At 58.7% G+C, this 18022-nt stretch carries 18 protein-coding genes, 1 tRNA gene and 2 pseudogenes; 2 read left to right on the forward strand and 19 right to left on the reverse strand.

What is annotated here, in order from left to right; all coding sequences use genetic code 11:
- Positions 1-216 precede the first annotated feature (216 nt).
- Positions 217-924: pseudogene (locus tag BLQ92_RS00975) on the reverse strand (transposase); the annotation flags it as partial.
- A 12-nt stretch (positions 925-936) separates the two neighbouring features.
- Positions 937-1362: a DUF5677 domain-containing protein gene (locus BLQ92_RS00980; RefSeq protein WP_244896615.1), complete on the reverse strand. Its 426-nt coding sequence runs from the start codon at positions 1360-1362 to the stop codon at positions 937-939.
- 31 nt (positions 1363-1393) lie between these two features.
- On the opposite strand from BLQ92_RS00980, the gene BLQ92_RS00985 reads away from it, so the two are divergent.
- On the forward strand, positions 1394-1771 hold the full coding sequence (locus BLQ92_RS00985) for a hypothetical protein (protein WP_176860724.1): 378 nt from the start codon (positions 1394-1396) through the stop codon (positions 1769-1771).
- 502 nt (positions 1772-2273) lie between these two features.
- Here BLQ92_RS00985 and BLQ92_RS00990 read toward each other — a convergent pair.
- The 16 genes and pseudogenes from BLQ92_RS00990 to BLQ92_RS01070 all read right to left on the reverse strand — a co-directional run bounded on the left by BLQ92_RS00990 (position 2274) and on the right by BLQ92_RS01070 (position 15910).
- Positions 2274-3329, reverse strand: a complete 1056-nt coding sequence (locus BLQ92_RS00990; RefSeq protein ID WP_143016488.1) for a S1 family serine peptidase — start codon at positions 3327-3329, stop codon at positions 2274-2276.
- Positions 3330-3597: 268 nt separating this feature from the next.
- Positions 3598-4362 carry an HNH endonuclease gene (locus BLQ92_RS01000; protein ID WP_143016489.1) on the reverse strand — a complete coding sequence of 255 codons (765 nt, stop codon included), beginning with the start codon at positions 4360-4362 and terminating at the stop codon, positions 3598-3600.
- Positions 4363-4543: 181 nt separating this feature from the next.
- Entirely contained in the window at positions 4544-5317 is a 774-nt protein-coding gene (locus tag BLQ92_RS01005) for a hypothetical protein (RefSeq protein WP_176860725.1), read from the reverse strand.
- 62 nt (positions 5318-5379) lie between these two features.
- Positions 5380-5664, reverse strand: a complete 285-nt coding sequence (locus BLQ92_RS01010; protein ID WP_090680668.1) for a hypothetical protein — start codon at positions 5662-5664, stop codon at positions 5380-5382.
- Between the two features lie 161 nt (positions 5665-5825).
- Complete coding sequence (locus BLQ92_RS01015) at positions 5826-7055, reverse strand: YagK/YfjJ domain-containing protein (RefSeq protein WP_244896609.1); 1230 nt, start codon at positions 7053-7055, stop codon at positions 5826-5828.
- 549 nt (positions 7056-7604) lie between these two features.
- Complete coding sequence (locus tag BLQ92_RS01020) at positions 7605-9305, reverse strand: AAA family ATPase (RefSeq protein ID WP_090680671.1); 1701 nt, start codon at positions 9303-9305, stop codon at positions 7605-7607.
- Positions 9292-10419, reverse strand: a complete 1128-nt coding sequence (locus tag BLQ92_RS01025; RefSeq protein WP_090680674.1) for a hypothetical protein — start codon at positions 10417-10419, stop codon at positions 9292-9294. The genes BLQ92_RS01020 and BLQ92_RS01025 overlap by 14 nt, the downstream gene beginning before the upstream one ends.
- Positions 10420-10704, reverse strand: coding sequence for a DNA-binding protein (locus BLQ92_RS01030; protein ID WP_244896611.1), 285 nt, complete (start codon positions 10702-10704; stop codon positions 10420-10422).
- Positions 10705-11063: 359 nt separating this feature from the next.
- Positions 11064-11960 carry a hypothetical protein gene (locus tag BLQ92_RS01035; protein WP_143016490.1) on the reverse strand — a complete coding sequence of 299 codons (897 nt, stop codon included), beginning with the start codon at positions 11958-11960 and terminating at the stop codon, positions 11064-11066.
- 312 nt (positions 11961-12272) lie between these two features.
- Positions 12273-12407: pseudogene (locus tag BLQ92_RS40505) on the reverse strand (preprotein translocase); the annotation flags it as partial.
- 370 nt (positions 12408-12777) lie between these two features.
- Positions 12778-13092: a hypothetical protein gene (locus BLQ92_RS01045; protein WP_090680680.1), complete on the reverse strand. Its 315-nt coding sequence runs from the start codon at positions 13090-13092 to the stop codon at positions 12778-12780.
- 272 nt (positions 13093-13364) lie between these two features.
- A tRNA-Ala gene (locus tag BLQ92_RS01050) sits at positions 13365-13437 on the reverse strand.
- Between the two features lie 64 nt (positions 13438-13501).
- Complete coding sequence (locus BLQ92_RS01055) at positions 13502-13804, reverse strand: c-type cytochrome (RefSeq protein WP_244106056.1); 303 nt, start codon at positions 13802-13804, stop codon at positions 13502-13504.
- Positions 13805-13869: 65 nt separating this feature from the next.
- The gene (locus BLQ92_RS01060) at positions 13870-14661 is read right to left on the reverse strand and encodes a BON domain-containing protein (protein WP_090680685.1); all 792 of its coding nucleotides are present in this window, start codon (positions 14659-14661) and stop codon (positions 13870-13872) included.
- A 20-nt stretch (positions 14662-14681) separates the two neighbouring features.
- Positions 14682-15269, reverse strand: a complete 588-nt coding sequence (locus tag BLQ92_RS01065; RefSeq protein WP_090680688.1) for a phosphoheptose isomerase — start codon at positions 15267-15269, stop codon at positions 14682-14684.
- Positions 15270-15451: 182 nt separating this feature from the next.
- A complete protein-coding gene (locus BLQ92_RS01070; RefSeq protein WP_090680690.1) occupies positions 15452-15910 on the reverse strand; it encodes a YraN family protein in 459 nt (152 codons plus the stop codon).
- Between BLQ92_RS01070 and rsmI the strand changes: the two genes are divergently transcribed.
- Positions 15909-16826 (forward strand): 16S rRNA (cytidine(1402)-2'-O)-methyltransferase, encoded by a 918-nt coding sequence (gene rsmI, locus BLQ92_RS01075; RefSeq protein WP_090680692.1) that lies wholly within the window; start codon positions 15909-15911, stop codon positions 16824-16826. The genes BLQ92_RS01070 and rsmI overlap by 2 nt on opposite strands.
- Before the next feature lie 129 nt (positions 16827-16955).
- Here the strand turns inward: rsmI and BLQ92_RS01080 are convergent, their stop codons facing one another.
- On the reverse strand, positions 16956-17558 hold the full coding sequence (locus tag BLQ92_RS01080) for a septal ring lytic transglycosylase RlpA family protein (protein ID WP_425194885.1): 603 nt from the start codon (positions 17556-17558) through the stop codon (positions 16956-16958).
- Between the last annotated feature and the right edge of the window lie 464 nt (positions 17559-18022).

The raw sequence follows: 18022 nt of genomic DNA on the forward strand, positions 1-18022 counted from the left end.
CTCTCCTATATGCTGAGATTGGCGACTCTCCCGGATTGTCGTCGATTTTGATGGAGCAGTCGACGGGCCGCTCCTGGCCCAGAGCGTGTCAAAACGCTGAGTCACCGGGAATTAACGAAACCTGTCTTGCCGCAGGTCTCGACTTTTCGATTGCGGCGATCCGAGCGTCAAATCACAGCGGAAGTACTGCGAAGGCGCAGCACCTCCCAACAGGCCTCACGCCCGCATCGCTGTCATCAACGATTCTGAACCGAGTAGCTTGATCACTCGCTTCATGTTGTACGCAAGCACGTGCAAGCTCATTTCTGTGCTCAAGCGCTCGATGGTCCGTGTCAGGAAATGAGTGGCGCCCATCCATGCCTTGATTGTCCCGAACGGATGCTCGACAGTCTGTCGCCGGATGCGCATCATCTCAGGTGCATGATCAAGTCGTGCCTGCATCTCATCGAGAACAGCTTCGTGTTCCCAGCGTGTCACGCGACGTTGAGGGCCTGGAGTGCAGTCCCCCTTTAGCGAGCATTGCTGGCAATTTGAACTCCAGTATTTACTGATCTTCAGACCGCGCTCAACAGTTGAGAATCGCCAGATTAGCCGCTGGCCCGCCGGGCACCGATATTCGTTCGTCTGTGTGTTGTAAATGAAGTCATCCTTGCCGAAGCGTCCATTAGCCGTTGCGCTCGATGTCACCGGTTTCGCAACGAACACGCTTATTCCGGCCTCATGGCATGCGAGTATTTCTTCGCTCTTGTAGTAGCCCCGATCCGCAACTGCAGTGAGCTTGTCGACGGCCATCTCTGTACGGGCAAGCTTCGCCATCGACGTCAACTGATCACGATCGATGCCATCATTGGTAACGACGTGCGCGACGATCAGGTGGTGCTTTGCGTCAACCGCAGTCTGCACGTTGTACCCGACAACGCCTGATGCACACACGCGTCATCGGGCTCCAAGCGAAACCATCCTCTCGACGAATCCGGGATCCTCGGCAAGCGCCCCCATGTAAAACGCCGTTTCAAACACATTGCGTGCGATAGTTCGCGCCTCAACGAACATGCCACGCTCCGAGAGCAAGATTACGCCTTCAAAGGAACTTATCGCCCGCAGCAAGAGGGCCGTTAACGTCAGTTCCTGATCTGATGTGGCCGCTCCGCTGGTCTCTCGTGCTAGCTCCAGCGCCAAGTCTCGTAGTCGAGCGGCGTGGTCAAACAACGCACAATTTTCCTCTTTGTTGTCCTTGATCCAGTCGTTTATGGCTGGATTCAAGAAGCCTTCGCCACGAAGGTTCATATAGTCCCCAAGGGATTTCTGACAGATGAGATCAACGCCTTGCATAGCTCCAGTATTCGTTCCGAAAGGCATCATCTGCAGCAAGGGCTCCGACCGCACCTTTTCAATGTTCTTCGAGGAGCACACGGGCCTCCACATCGACGATCAGAGGTACCGCGGGTCCGGCACCTCGAAAGCCAACCGGATGCGAGGTTTCTGGACCGTCGAACCGGATCACGTGGTCGCCAGAGTGTTGCTCGCGATGATCGCACATGCGACCGAGTATGAATGCGTTCCTGCGGACATGGACGACGCCCTATTTGCCGATGTTCACCGGATCATCGCGCGGCTCAATCAGAACCCGTCGAGCCCTGTCCCGGAGGTGGACGCTTTCACCGCGAGCGTCAACGAACTGGACTTCGAGGCGGCAGCGAAACACATCCGGACCGCGATCGAGCAGAACGAGCCAGCCACGGCCTGGATCGCCTGCACGTGTTTTCGATGAAGTTCCTGCGCACGAACTGCGAACGCCGTGGCATCGAAGTCGCCCGGGACAAACCGCTGCACAGCCTTAATCGATCAGGTAACGCAACGGCACCGCCAGTACTACAGTCACGGCCAGCAACCACGCAGGCTGACATCCGTTGATGAAACGCTTCCACAGGCCGGTAGATGAGAAGCGCGCGGTCGTGATCTTTCCGCCCACCGGGTACGAGGACTGGCTGGGATGCCGGAACCCCGACGGAGCGCCATCCTTCTCCTCGTTTTATCCGGCGGAAACGATGCGTGCCGAGCCGTACCCGCTACCGCCGCGGAACCCGCCGCCTGGACAGGCGGACAGCTCGCAACCGTCGCTACTTTGCTGACCCGCTCAAACGAGCGGCCATATGAGGACACGTTCATCAGTGGTGAACCGCTCTTCTCCCGACCGAAAAGCGCGCCGGTGGGCCGAGGCTAGCTCAACACATCAAGCGATGAAGGCGTCTGCGTCAAAGGACACATGCGGCCTAAAGGCGCTCCAGCGTTTCGCGCATTTCTTCCGCAAGGCTCGCATCCACCTGCTCTAGCACTTTCGCCACGGCCCACCAGTTTTTGGCGCGGAAAAATTCGGTGTGCAGAAAGCCCGATTGGATACCGATGACGCGCATGTTCGATTCGGCTGTCCATACCTTGTTATCGGACTCAACAAACTGCCAGACAGAGCATCCACTCGTGCCACGTAGGTCAGGCGTCTGGACCTGATTGCCTGACCGCTTTTCTGACGCTGTCTTCGCATAGTCGAAGAATAGGTCAAGCTCCTTGACTACAGGTTTCTCTGCGTGTGCGGGAGCCTGAGGCAGCATGTGTGAATATGCTTGGAGGAAGCGGCCTTTGATGTTCCCCTCTCTCACCCACGCGTGCTTCTCGTCGTCACTAGGGTACCCTGCTAGCAAGTATTCGGCGCCGGGGTTTGCCATCTCCGGTCGACCCACATTCGCCAACGACAAAAACTGCCAGCCCTTCTTCAGTTGACCGATTGTCTCTGGCGATTTGAGCTCCATCGCAGCGACGTCTATGTGTTCCTCGGTTGGAAGGCAGAGATCGAAGTTGCCGAATGTATAAAGCGCTCCTCCCCTTCGGTCACCTGGGTACGCGAGTTGCCGTCGGTATTCGTCCGACAGGGGTTCAAAAATGTGACGGGCCGTTATCAGAAAATAGCGACCTCCAATCTCGAACAGCGAGCCCGAAGCATACGTTGCGGATCCCTTTTCAGCGTGGTCGAAGATGATCGGGACGGTCACGCTTTGGGTGAACTGTTCAATTAGAGACGTCTTGTCCATATGGTCAGGAATGGGGTAGTTAATTTGATAGTGCAATCTATAGCCCACCCGCGCACGGCGCACGCCGTGAGTGGAGTAAGTTTGACTCTGGTGCTCCACCCGACAATTTGGGTTCCAGTGCGGCAGCTCCCACTTCAATGCTGAGGCGCGCGCGGGCACGAACAATACCCGTCGTCCAATGTGCTCGTAAACAGCAACTGGCGACAACGCGAGATGCGTCGGGCGATCGCTCCATCCGGTCACGAACCGACAGAACACCGTATGGGCTAAGCATTAAGCGCACGCTCCGGATCATAGCTGTGCTTGAAGTCCTAGATTGAGCTATTGTCGAGTAAGAGGTAAATCGGCCCCTCCAACTGGTAGCCGAACGCGTAGTGTTTAACAAACCGCATGGCCTGATCGAAAAAGGTCCCAAGCTCTTTGTCAGACCGACCACTCATCATTGCTGTAATCTCGTCTATCAACGCCTGCTTCGTTTGCGCTGGTGCTTCGAACCTTCCAGCAGCGGCCGTCACTTTCCTTTCTTATGCTGAGCTACCATCGGACCATGCACATCAAACAATGCACGTTTAACGCGCCGAAACGTTGAGTCGGGGAGAGATCTACCCGTTAGCTCTTGATATGCCTGAGAGACGTTTGGGGCCAGCAAGACGGTTGCCGAATCGTTTCCCACGTCGAAGCGAAGGACTCTGCGATCAAGCAGGAGATGCAAGTCCGAGCGCAACAAAATTGCATTGTCGACGAATTCGTCCCCTCCAACATCAACACCTCGAATGTGCGCGGCCTGCAACACTTCGGGTTGCTCTTCACCGGATAACACGCAGCGTCGGTCCAAGCCTAAAAGGAACTCCCGAAGCGGATCCTGCTTCGGCCTAGCCGCCCGGGATACCAACTGTACTTTCCGCCCTCCCGAATTTCCTCGGTACAGCACCTTCACTCGAAACGGGCCAATACGACGCTGGTGCGCGTTGTCATACCACTGGGCGATTCCTTGCCTCTCCGAATGCCTCCACGTTATAACTGAAGTGCCCCAAGTCTTGACTTCCTTCTTGACGCTTTCGTCTGTTTGAGCTTCTTTTCGGTAATGCAGGCGAAGCTCAACATCATCGCCCTGACGAGTGACCGTGGAGGTCGTAACGTAGGTGACGATTTTTCCTTCGACAATCCATTTCTCGAACGTTCCGTGAACGGCCGTCTCGTTAGTAACGTTTGAAGTGTCGATCTGAACGAACTCTGTTCCGTATTCCCATGAGATCTCTAATCCCTCGCCCAGCACATTCGGCTCCTTAATTTTTAAGTTTTCGATTCGCTCATTCCCGAAGACGAACGACGCTAGCTGCGCACTGGCCTCCTGAAACGCCTGTTTCCCCAACCGGAACTATGATCTGCCGAGCCTCCGCTCAGCCCTTCTTGAGACGACAGTTCGCTCGCCACGCCCCCGGACGATCCGGATCGTTCTAATCGGCAGAGTCATCGTGCTTCTTTTGTCTCCAGCACGACGCGACAAGTCCTTCGTCGCTCAGCACGTACAAACGCGACCATATGGCAAGCCAGAATTGAAACGTGACCAGCCACCGGGCACTCATGACCTTCCCGATTGACGACGTCCGTTGCCTAGGCCAACTGGAGGAGAACCGCCAGTATTCTGCGATGTTGCCTTTTGCATAGCGGATTTCGTTGCAATTCCACCAACGGCCCCATCGATAAACCCAGCAATCGTTCAAAAGCCAGTTTTGCATCAGATGTCCTTCAAGCGAATCCTCCAGTTCCCGTGACCGTCCATCGGGATAGTGAATGCTGCAATTTCTGAGCTGGTACGAATCGATGGTAAAGAACACGCCATGCTCTGATCGCTCAAGGACGTCCAGGCTTGGAACGCTGGACAGTGCGCGAACAATTGGACGGCGGTCAACGCGGTGAAGGCGGATCGGCTCTTGATAGCGGATACCGCTGCCCACTGCTTCGAATACTAGGTTTACCGCTTCAATTTCGCTATCGGTAGCTCGAAAAGCGATTCGCGAGGTTCGAGGCTCGGGGTCTGCCGGTTGCGCAAAATACAAGGAGTATTCAAGTTCGTCGCCCAGCGGGCTCCAATGAGCACCCAACCTGTGACGCTTGGCCCAGAGTTCGTGCGATAGGCGATAGGTCGAAAGTAGAAGAAACTTGGTGATCCGGTCGTAAAGCCACCTCACGACGGAGCGAAGTGGCCCGAGTGGAATATGAATAGCCATGGTTGCAGCGCTTGATCCTTGGAGTAACAGACGTTGCGACAATTGAGGCTCACATTCCCTGCTTACTTCGAGCGATACCACTTCGCGACCCGGTATCCGGCATAGCCCAGACCAGCTGCCACAACAACAGGAGCGGCAGCGGTGATGACAATTCCGGCAGCCATACCGCCGCCCACCACGCTACCAATTGCCGCGAGGCCTGAGGTAATTCCCGCAGCGCTCAAGCCCGCGGTACCTGCAGCGGACACGACGGCAACTGCACCACCCACACCAGCGGCAGCGCCGCCGACGCCACCAACCACCGCGCCCGCCGTTTCAACGACAGCGTCGTTTTCCTTTACCGACATTTCCCATCTCCCAGAAATTAAACCGTATCGCTTGATTGCGTTGACGTGGCCGGCATCGCCGAGCCACAGCTCATCATCAGCAAACCCTCTGCTAATGACCGTATACGGCGGAATTCGAAGAAACTTGAGACGGGCACAGCAGGTAGCTAATACAGGAATGTTTATATGAGCGCGGTCGGCAGCCCTTTCACGCCTTTTCGCGGCCGTCCCGGACCACCCAGGCGTTTCTTGCGGATTCTGCCCTTCGTCAACAGCTTTGACTTTACCTTGGGCTTCACCCTCACGCGCTGACCATCCTTGGTGAAATACCATCCCGCATATCGAGCGAGCGTCCTGACTTGCGACGGCTTACTGCCATTGATCCGCCCCACCGCCCATCGCCCCTGCTTTTTCAGTTCCTCTTTCTTCGGATTGATGTGGCAGTTGTGAACATAGCCACGGTCCTTCGTGATCTTCTTCCAGTACCGCTCGATGCGCCTCACCCAATACTTGATGCTCTGCACCTTCTGGCCATCGAAGAAGAAGATGCAGTGAAAGTGGTACGGACCATCATCCGAGCGTTCGAGCTTCACGATATAGCCGATCATGTGCTCGAATAGATCCTTGTCGACGCCGTACGGGTTATTGAAGAACGTCGCGCGGTCTCTCAATGCGATTTCCACATCGATTCTTGCCCTGTTCTCCGCCAGCTTCGCTCGCTCGCGCTCCGCATCTTGCGGCGCGGTCCAGGCGCTCGCATCGCCCATCTCCCAGGCCGTACGCACAAGGGTGGCGTCTTCATTCGGCGCTACCGTCAGATAGCCCATATCGACCCGTACCGCTAACATCTTCGAGTACTTCCTGGCTAATTGCACAACGTATTTCCGGATTGATTTTTTCTCATCTTTCAATACGGCCTTCCAGTCAGCCATTTTCTTTTTGACGTTACCGGCTATCGCCTCACATCGTAGAAACGCTACAAAATCGTTGAACACCTCCGCTTCGCACAATCCCTCTTCCAGATTCCATCTCGCACCTTGAAATATGCAGTGTCCGATTTTAGGATGCTTGCGAAAGCACTCAAAGAACAATTCAAGATCCGGACTGTAAGACTGGCCTTTCCAGTATAGATCCATGAACTGATGGCATTGACGGTAAAAGCTCGCGAGATGCGATGCGTCCGTCACCTTCTTTCGCTTTCCATTTTGCTCGACATCGAACGGCATCAATTTCGAGTACAGCACTGCATCCATGAACTTGATCAGCCGCTTGAACAGCCAGCCGTAGTCACCCGTTTTCCACGTCCGGTCTTCTTTGGTTCTGTGACCGAAGCATACGTCTTCTTGCTGGGCAAGCTGCTGGAATGTTTGATCAAGTATGTCCTGCTTCTTTTCTAGGATAAAGTCATTCATAGCAAATTTTCCTTTCTCTTTTACATGATTTAAAGTTTTCCCTTGTGATGAAGGTAGCATTATCGAAGAATGAATTATAAAATCAACACCTCCAGTAAATACAACCAATGATCTCACTAGTTACCTAAATTCACTACCGGATTAAACACAGGCATTCCATGCACACGTAGTCGAGAAAGTGGAAAAGATCGATCATTATTCACCACATAATGATTAAGAGTTGTCCCGACATTTTTTACCTGAAGGCATAAAACGAATTCATCGACTGGACGCCCAATCCAGTGCGATGCACCCGTGAATTCGATACATGCCAAGCTGCACCCTGACGGGCTAGATGTGCAAATGGGCTGAGGGCAATCCTGCTGGACGGCCAGAACAGCGCTGCAGACTATGGCCTGAAGCAGGTATGTTCAGATCGAAGATCGCCGCAACCGTGACGACGCGAAACTGGTTACGTTCGGCACACGTCGATCTACGAACCACAAAGCAAAGGAACCATGCCCGCCCTCCCGGATTCGAGGACGGGCATGCACCGATGGACGCCGCGCTTTACTGATTGCCGGAAATACAGTTCGGAAGTTCTGCCCAGAGCGCATTAAACAATTGTTGCCGTTCGGGCCGAGTCAGATCACCTTCGTATCGTCCGGTCACCAATTCAACGGCGTCGCCATAATAAATCACGGCTTCGTCGTCTTCGCTACCTGTAGGTGGAGGACGACGTGCGATCTCGCGTTTAACATCATCCAACGCATACCCGAGAATTGCAGCGACCATGCCGTCTTGCGCCTGCGGCTCTTGCAGCGCGCCGCGACAATCACCCACGCTCGCTTCACCAGCGATTGATGCGGTCGGCAGTGGCACACCGGCAAGCTCCCGGTACTGCCCAACTTGCCCAACTTGCTCGGGTTGTTCAACCTGCCCATGTTGCTCAAGTTGCTCACCGAATCGCGGCGTCGAGAACGCGCCATTCACCGGCATCGGGTATTGCGGCGGCATCGCCGGCGGATATTGCATATACGGCGCTTGCGGCGAGGGGTAGCCCACAGGCGGGGCATATGCGTGACCAAGCGGATAGGGCGAGTTGGGCATGAATGGAGCCACACCCGGCGTACCCAACGGGCTCAAACCGCTCGCCGGGTCGGGCTGGCCGAACGGAGCTGAAGCACGGCTATTCAACGACCAGCACCAGTGATGCATGCCGGCTGGACGGAACTTGTTCACCCCCATTTCGTCAGACGCCCGCCGAACGGTTGCCCATGACAGACCCGCATCACGAACTAGATGGGCGATCTCGTCGGTCGGCCTGGGGCCACCCGCAAGCAGGCTCGTCAGGAAAGCGGCAGCCTCCTGTTTACGGTCCTCGCGACAGGGAGCGCTACCGCCTTCGGCATCCCCAAGAATCTCCCGCGGCGAGCCCTCAAGCGGGCCATCCCAAGTGACCTTCGAGCTGTCTGCGACGAGCCCTGGGACGATCGGAACCCCAACCTGATCGATATGGTAGGCGAAGCCGCCCTCCACCGGACCGAGGTTAGACTTGGCGCGCACGAGCACACTGCGAGGGGGGCCGTCCTCACCTCCGCTCTCGTCTCGCGCCACGATCCACGCGATGCGCGACAATGCACCGATCGCCACACTGCCGTTGACGCGCTCAAGCGGATCTTTCTTTTTTGAGCCCTTGTTGACATGCGTGAGACCAAGGATCGCACAACCGGTGCGTTCGGCTAGCGCGACCACTGGATCAAGCGCCTTTCGTACGCGGCTATTGTTGTTAGATGCCGGAATCGCATGGGCGATCGAGTCGATGATGATGAGGACAACATCGCCGCGCTGGGCTACTGCGGCTTCCAGTCCCGGCAGATCGGTCTCAAAGTCGAAAGCACGATTACGGCCGCGCTCTTTCCTGCCATACAGCACCAGGACATGACGCAGATCAGCACCCGCTGCGACGAGGCGCGGCATGACCGTATCTTCCACGCCGTCCTCGCAAGTCCACATCACAACGGTCCCCAAGGGAGCAATCGTCCCGTCCGGCAAGGTGCCGCCACGTGTAAAGGCTGCGCCAATGGCGAGCGCCAGTGTGGTCTTGCCCGTCGATGGCGGCCCGGCGAGGATGTGGAACTTGCCTCGAGCGAGCCAGAACTTCCACAGCCAGAGAATCGGCAGCATCGGGATTTCGCTGGCGGGCACGAGATCGACACCGTTTCCGCCACCATTGAAGTTTCCGCCACCCATGAAATTAGCGACCTGCATGTTGCCCCCCGCTGTTCTGGATGATCACCGCACGCAGCGCCAGCAGTTCACGGCGCAGCTTGACCGCCGTCTCCTGGGCGCAACCGAGGTAGTTCCGGATATCCGCAACAGTTGCCTTGACCTTGCCTTCCGAGACGTCGCGCATCAGATGCATGAGCTGGGTATCGATCTCGTTATCCGGGCAGCAGGGCGTAATACGGTTGTCGGCATGCAAGGCCTTGTCCGCCTCAACGGGCACACGCTCCACGGTAGTGGCAGCGACGGCAGCAGCGATCACGGCGTCACCACCGCGACGGCGCACGGGCATCACCAGGTACCAGCCAAGGACACCAATACCGTCGAGCACGCCCGCGTACAAGAGGCCGAGGAGCAGGCTCACGCTCGTTTTGCCCAGTCCCGTCAGGTCCGAGAGTCGCGCCGTTACCGGATCGTCGCGCATCGTGTCACGCAGTTGTTGCGTCCGCTCGACCAGTACCGCCTGACGATCTTCGGCCGCTTCGCGCCGCTTTGCTTCGTCAGCTTCGATCGCGAGCGCATCGAGCATCGCAGTAAGCGTCGTGCGGCGCAAATGCTCGCCGGTGCAATTGCCGTGGCAGGGGTGAATCTCCAGGAGGGACAGCATCTTGCGCGCGCTCGCCTGATCCTCGGTGATGGCCATCAGGCTGCGCCCCGGCGTGTCAGGCAGCGGTACAAGCATAGCGTCTGGCACGCTTTCGGCCCTCCGCGCGCCCGCATGCTGCTGTGCCAGTTGGAAGAACGAGATCTGGCTGCTAAGCGTGACCGCCAGACCTGCCGCACACAGGACAGCCACGGCGCCACGCACCGCGAACAACTGTCCACGGCTCAGCGCAGGCAACAGATGCAGGCCAGCAACCGTCACGACCGGAAGAGCCGTGCAAGCCAGCCGTTCTGCGAGCGAACCGCCACGCTCCAGGCCCGAGAGCGCCGCGATGTAGAGCGACGTCGCCGTTGCCGTGCCCGCCAGAGTCACTTTTGCAGCTTGCAGCGAATTGCGTTTCACCAAGGAGAACGACGCACGGCTGTCGCCTGCATGGTTGCCCTCGTTATCGGCCGCGGATGCGCGATTGAAGAACGGTCGAATGAGCGCGGCCATTTAGATTACCTCGCCGCGCAGAAACATCTCGACGGCCTCTGCGTCCCACATCAAACGGCGGTTGGGCAGTTTGACGGGCCTCAGGCCGAAGTACGATCCCGTCTGTGAATAGCGTTTGCGGACCGACTGCGCGTGCAGGCCCATCGTATCGGCGAACGCTTCGGTCGTGAGGTAGCTGTTGTGCTCGGCCGGCGCCCACTGCGGTTGAGCCGGTGCGGCTGCGACGTGCCCCGTGATCTGATGCGGATTTTCGGCGATGACCGCCTTGTTTGCGTTGCTCAGCATGAACCTCTCCATAAATAGCGAAATGTCGTTTCGCGCTTTGAGGAGCCGCAGAGCCGGTCAACGTCGACGACCGTCAAGCGCTTTCGCTCCACAAATTTCAGCGCAATACGAACTTTATGGAACACTTTCGGCTCGGTCGCCTCGATGTACGCGAATGTTCGCGGTCGAGCGCCATCAGACCTGAAAGAGGCTATGGGAAAGGAAAAAAGGGATGTGGGAAGAGCTCACGCCGAAGCTGGAGGAAGTTCAGTGAGGAGGCAATCTTCAGAGTGCCGGGGTGACAATGGCTTGGCGGGATAAAATTTGGGGCAGATTTCTCCACCCCAATCCGAAAAAAGCGATGCCGGTGTGCCGGACTACTATCGTGGAGCGAAGTGTTTTGCTTTTAGTCTATTCAGTTGCACACGCAACGAGTCCCGTTTGAGGATATACAGGCTTTCGTCTTCCATCCTGACGGGCAGCGTTTTGCCGGGGACGTACTCCTTATTCAACCTGTCGATCGCGCCTCGATCAAGCAAGATGCGGATCACGCGGGGGAATACGACCTCGATAGCGTAACGGTCCTTGCCCTCGGAAACTGCTTCGCGTTGCGCCTCGACAATGTCCGCAGCCAGCGGATGCCAGCTACCATCGTCCCCGATATCGGTCAGCTTCTGAAACGACTCCACGATGCCAGTCGGAAGGATAGCCTTGTTCGACGCGATTCCGTGCAGCTTCAGGAATGCATCAAGCCAAATCCGGTCAAAGAAACGGATCTCTTCATTCCAGCATAGCTCTTCGAGCCATGCCACAAAAACCACCGGATCGAGTTCCAGCAGGTACTCGTTTTCATCCTCGCATTTAGTGTCCCAATGCTTGAGCACCCTTCTTGCATCCAGAAAGCGCGTTGACCCGGTCGTCGCAAGCATTTCACCGTCAAGTCCGCGCAAATGCTTCAGGTTACTCTCCGGGATGCTTTCCTCGCCAGCTTCGTCTATTTTCCATAGACCTTGAACCAGCTCTTCAAATTGCTTCACCCAGAACGACGGAGGTCTCTCCGAATTTTCAGAGTCGTCGGGAGCATTGGTCCAGTATTCCGTTGGAACAATTCCCGACAACAGCAAGGCCCCCATGATCGGAGTCCATTTCCCGAAGTCGTAGTAGTAGAGCTTCGCCGCGTGGTCCACCTTCAGGTTGAAATCGATCGCCTCGGATCCTGGGAGAGTTGTCGTGGTCACCATGGTCGTATTTGAGTGAATGTTTTCGATGTATCTCAATGAAATGTTCGAGACAACATACGCCTCCGCCGTAACCAGTCGCCGATCGCTCCCCCTGCTGCGCGCCGATAATCCGGTAAGGCTGATCGCTCCGAACGGTGGATTCTATCGTGCGTCTAGGCACTTTGGAGGGGCATGGGCGTGCCAATCGAATGTCGACTAAAGGAAAGGCGTAATCGGCGAGCTTTGATGACGCCGCCGTGCTGAAAAGCTCGATCGGACCGGCGCGTAGCACAATACGGATGTATCTGCTCGCGACGACAACCCTATGCCTGGCGTTTGCGAGTACTGTACGGACCAAGCCGACAATACCTCGGAAGAGATCCCGGCTTGTTCCAGCATCCACGCCTCGATCTTGTCATGCCACATACGGAGCAGGTCAAGCGGGCGACGTTTATAGTGCTTCTCGACAATGGCGGACGGTTTGTGACCCTGTAGCGTCGACAACCAAGTGCGGCTGACGTCCCGGGTGGCAAAAATTCCTGCGCCAGCCAACCGCAGAATCATTGCCGCAGGATCCACACCCGGCGAGGTTCGGCGATGAGGACGTGCCAGGACGGGTCTATCCAGGCGTTGACTGGTTGACCACGGACATCTCTACTAGTGGACCAGTCACGGCAAAACACCTGCGTGGATGAAGGACACCACCAATCGTGGCGCGTAGCTGTGAGCGCGTCGACCGCCCTAGCGGTTTGCGCTGCGCATTCGACAATCGATCGAGGAATCACGTCGACCTGATCAGCGCTCGACTTATAACCGATGAGAGACCGATAAAGCCGGAGCCAATCGGTCTCAATATCCGTGTCGTCGCACCAGATCAAGAACTTGTCCGGTCGAAGTTCGGTCGGCGTGACTTCGCCGTTTTCCTGATCGTCTTCGCAGCGCCAAAGCCACTTCCCGCAGATTCGGCGAGCGTCGGAAAGCGCTCATTGCCGGCGCTCAAGAAGATGCGGCCATCAAGGCCGACGCCGCCATTCGGAATTTCGGCGCAGTCGGGCGGTGGATGAATCCCCGACACGATCAACGTCCCATCGATGGGCGTCCAAGTCGGCTGGTTGAGGTACTCCTTCAATACGGCATAAAGCTGCCTCGCGGCAGCGATGTGTTCTGGTGGTGATTGGTCTTTCGTCATTGCCCGTCGCAGCACTCCGATTCGCGAGGCCTATCGCCTCAAGCCACGGATTCTTCGCGTACTTAGCCGGCACACGAAAGAGCTATACGTGCGCCGGTCCGGTACTGTCTAGGTCTCATTTGAATGGCTGGGCGAGACAAGAATGCGCCCGATTGACCGCATGGAACGGCATGGATCGAAGTTGACCAAAACCGGTTACACATCGGTTACATGCCCTGCAGAAACAAAAAAGGGTTACAGGCAAATCAGCCGTAACCCTTTGATTTTATTTGTGGAGGAGAGGAGGATCGAACTCCCGACCTTCGCATTGCGAACGCGACGCTCTCCCAGCTGAGCTACCCCCCCAAAGACCAAATTATTCTAGCACAAGGATTTTCGCTTTTGCCAAGCCCCCGAGTGCCTCAAAAAGTCATTTCGAAGGCGCGTTGGCCAGCACCCAATCCACCACCGTACGGATATCCGAATCGCTCATTGCCGGGTGGGCCGGCATCGGAATCGCGCCCCACACACCCGAGCCGCCGTTCTTCACCTTGAGCGCCAGCTTGACCGGCGCCTGGGCATCGCCCTTGTACTTCGCGGCGATCTGCTGGAACGACGGGCCAACCAGCTTGCGATCCACCGCGTGACAGCCCATGCATGCGTTCGACCGCGCGATGTTCAGACCGCGCGGCGCATCGTCAGCATGCGCGCTCGCAGCCAACCCGGCCAGCATCAGTGCAGCCCCCAAGCTCAACAAACTCCGCCCGCCATCGCGAGGCGCAAAAAAACCGCCCCGCTTCATTGGCTCACCTGCGGATTGCCCGGATGCACCTGGGTCGAATTCGTCACCGGCGCCGGCGGCTGCTGATCGAGCGGACGCGAACTCACCGAAGCATCCGGCACCGCGCCGACCGTCGCATCGGTCGTCGGCGGAGGCGGCGGTGCAGCCGGCGCGCTGGCTGCTGCCGCAGTCGTTGCGGAGCCGTCGGTCGGCAGGATGTACTGGAACACCTTCACCACCTGTGTCACGCCAGGCACACGGCTCGCCACGTCGGCGCCGCGCGCGCCTTCATCGCGAGTGACCAGGCCCATCAGGTACACCGAGCCGTTCTCGCACACCACCTTGAAGTTGTTCGCCGAAATGTTCTTCTCGGCAATCAGGGCCGTCTTGACCCGTGTTTCAAGGTACGAATCGTTGGTCCGCGAGGACAGCTCAGCCGCCGGCGCAATCGTCAACTCGTTGACAATCGCATTGACGTTGTTGAGCGAGCGCACAATCTGCTCGGCCTTCTGCTTCGATACGTCGTCCGGCACTTCGCCGGTCAGCAGCACGCGCCGGTTGAACACCGTCACGTTGACATGCGCCGTTTGCGGCAGATTCTGGTTGATCTGCGTGAGCGATTTCACCTGGATCTCACGATCTTCGGTTTGCGCACCGAGCGTGCGCCGATCGGTCGCCATCAGTGCGCCGCCGCCCGCCGCGCCGGCCACCAGCAGGAAACACCCCTGCAACGTCGCGGACAGCCCGGCCGCCAGCCCCACCACCAGTGTGGTTCTCACCAGTGTCGTCTTGATGCGAAATGCGCTCATCAACTAGCTCTCCTTCGGAATCAGTCTTCGCCCAGCAACATGGCATCGATGCCGTCGCACAGACAATGGATGGTCAGCAAATGCACTTCCTGAATGCGCGCAGTGCGATCGGAAGGCACGCAAATATGGATATCGGTATCGGCCAGCACCTCGTGCGCCTTGCCGCCGCCCTTGCCGGTCAACGCCACGACGATCATCTCGCGCTCGTGCGCGGCCTCGATCGCGGCCAGCACGTTCGCCGAATTGCCCGAGGTCGTGATGGCGAGCAGCACGTCGCCGGGCTGGCCGAGCGCCCAGACCTGCTTCGAGAAGACCTGCTCGAACGCGTAGTCGTTGGCGATCGCGGTGATGACGGAGGTATCCGTGGTCAGCGCAATCGCCGGCAAGCCAGGCCGTTCGCGTTCGAAGCGGCCGATCAGTTCGGCGGCGAAATGTTGTGCGTCGGCAGCGGATCCGCCGTTGCCGCACGCAAGAATGCGGTTACCGTTGGCAAGCGCCATAAACATCGTGTCGATCGCTGCGGCGATCGGCATCGACAAGGTTTCGAGGGCTTCGAGTTTGACCGCCGCGCTGTCGCGGAAGTGCTGTTGAATGCGTTCGACTGACATCGAGTCTCTATCTTTTACCGCGTATGGACCGCTCTCGCGCGGCCCTGTTGTGAAGACATGTTGTTGTAGCTGAAGGTGCAGGCAGCGCCCATGTATGACCGGGCGCGCAAATGACGCGACGCCGTGCCACCCGCACGCGAGCGCAAGTTTATCGCACTCAGGTGCAATCTCCGCGTAGCGCCTTAGACTTCGTCGGCGCGAAACGCATCGCGCAGCCACACGAGCCGCCCGCCTTCGAACGCGACCACATCGAAACGGCAGGCCGGAGCGTTGCCCACGCGAGTCGCCAGAAAATACCGCGCGGCACGCACCAGCCGTTGCCGTTTCTGCCAGCCAATGCTCGCGGCCGCACCGCCGTAGCTCTGCCGCGCCCGCGCGCGTACTTCGACGAACACCAGCACGCCGTCGCGCTCGCGCATCACCAGATCGATTTCGCCGCCACGGCACACCACGTTGCGCGCGACCAGACGCAAACGCTGACGCTGCAAAAACACCAGGGCGTGGGCCTCGAAAGCGGCTCCGACGTCTTTGGACCCGCCGCGTCCCAAAAAGTTGTGGCCGTTCGAAACGGGCGCCGGGCCCTCTGCCGCTGCGTGGCACAATGTCGGCCTTGCTCTGTCTGTCTGCGTCTTCTGCCTCATGACCCCTCTCCTCGAACTTGCGCAAGGGCAGCAATACCCTGCTGCCGCGCTCTATGTGGTGGCGACGCCGATCGGCAACGTCGCGGACATCACGTTGCGCGCACTGCACGTGCTGGGACTGGTGGACCGCATCGCCGCCGAGGACACCCGCAACACTGGCCAACTGCTGGCCCGCTACGGCATCTCGAAACCACTCCTCGCCGTGCATCAGCACAACGAGCGCGCAGCGGCGCTGCGCATCATCGAGCATCTGCAGGCGGGCGAACGGGTCGCCTACGTATCCGACGCCGGCACCCCGGGTATTTCGGACCCCGGCGCAAAGCTGGTCGACGCCGTGCGCGAAGCCGGCTTTCCGGTGATTCCGTTACCCGGCGCAAGCGCGCTTGCCACGGCCCTCTCTGCCGCAGGCGATTGGGTGGCCACCTTCTCGTTCCTCGGCTTTTTGCCGCCCAAGGCGAAGCAACGCGCGGCAACGCTGCAGCCGCTCGCGACGCATCCGTATGCCATGGTGTTCTACGAAGCGCCGCATCGCATCGTCGAGACGGTCGAGGCGCTGGGCGAAGCGTTCGGCGGCGAGCGCAAATTGCTGATCGCCCGTGAGCTGACAAAGTTACATGAGGCGCTGCATCAGTGCACCCTGGCCGAAGGGCCAACGTGGCTGGCCGAAGACGCGAACCGGCAGCGCGGCGAATTTGTCCTGGTGGTGGAAGGTGCGCAGGCAGAAACCGCAGGCGAACACGATCACGACGCGTTGCTGGGCATCCTGCTGGAAGAACTAACGGTGAGTAGCGCGGCAAAGGTTGCGGCGGCCATCACGGGTGTGTCGCGCAACGCGCTGTATACGCGTGCGCTCGCCTTGAAGAAAGACGAGGACGAAGACGACGGGGGCGACGGGGGCGAGGAAAGCGAAGGCTGAAGGGCCGCGCGAGCGGCGATCTTCAGACCCACACGCCAGCGGTGAACCGAGCCGCGTGTGGGATGTAGCGTGGGTGTAAGCAGTAAACCGAGAAGCAGAGACAGCGGCAAGCCGCGCGCCTGCGTTACGTCATTTGACGTCGTTGCCGTTCGACGCCAGCGTCTCGGCCTGTTCCGTCTTGGCTTCCTGCGGCGTCAAACCTTCGATCTCCACGCGCGCCGTACCGGCACGCTGCATATGCAACGCCGTCGCCGCGGCCATGGAAAGGTCGAGTACCCGGCCGCGCGCGAACGGGCCGCGGTCGTTGATGCGGACGATCACCGAGCGGTCGGTGGCCGGATTGGTCACGCGCACGTACGAGCCGAGCGGCAGCGTGCGGTGCGCGGCCGTGAGCGCGTGCATGTCGAAGCGCTCGCCGTTTGCGGTGCGGCGGCCGTGGAAGAACCTGCCGTACCAGGAGGCGCGGCCGGTTTCGTGGTAGCCAGCTACGCTGGGGCCAGAAGCCGTGAGGGGCTGGGCGTCGGCAAGCGGGGTACCGCTGGCCTCAGAAGCCGCTGCGGCAGGCGAACCGAAGGCTTGCGGAGCGAAGGAGCCCGCGCCGCCAGCTTGCGCGCTCTTGGTGCTGAGCGGCGGGTTACTTGCCTGATTGGCCGCGTTCGGGGGCACTGCGCACCCTGCGAGCACAAAAAAGGCAAAAAGACTCCCCATACTTCGGGATGACCGAGTTTTCATAAGACGTGCAATCACAATGTCGAGCCGCATCACGCGATAGCTGCGTGTTGCTGCGACTCCGGCGGAAAGCGGACGACTACGCGCCGCGCAACAATGCGCAGTACGCTGAAGCCCGCACGCGGCATACGCTGCCGCTCCCGCACGGTTAATTTTCACGTCTGGCGCAACCTGTCCCCGGCAGCCTGACCAGACCCCACAAGCCGCCATCGAACGTGGCAATCACGTTCTTGCACGCTCAACACGAGCGCGCAGGAACGGCGGCGTAGGCCCCACCCAGCGTCACGGCAGTAGGCCGTTGCAGGCGCGTGGCACCTGGCTGGACGAGACGTGCGCATCGGACGCATCCGATGCTGGATTTGCCGTCAACAACAACTACGACGGCACTTACTTGACGACGATCGGCGCTCCATTTCTCATGGGGACGCATCGCCCTTTGGCAGTACGCTTTCCGTACACAAGGCGCC

The sequence above is a fragment of the Paraburkholderia phenazinium genome (assembly GCF_900100735.1).
GTDB lineage: Bacteria > Pseudomonadota > Gammaproteobacteria > Burkholderiales > Burkholderiaceae > Paraburkholderia > Paraburkholderia phenazinia.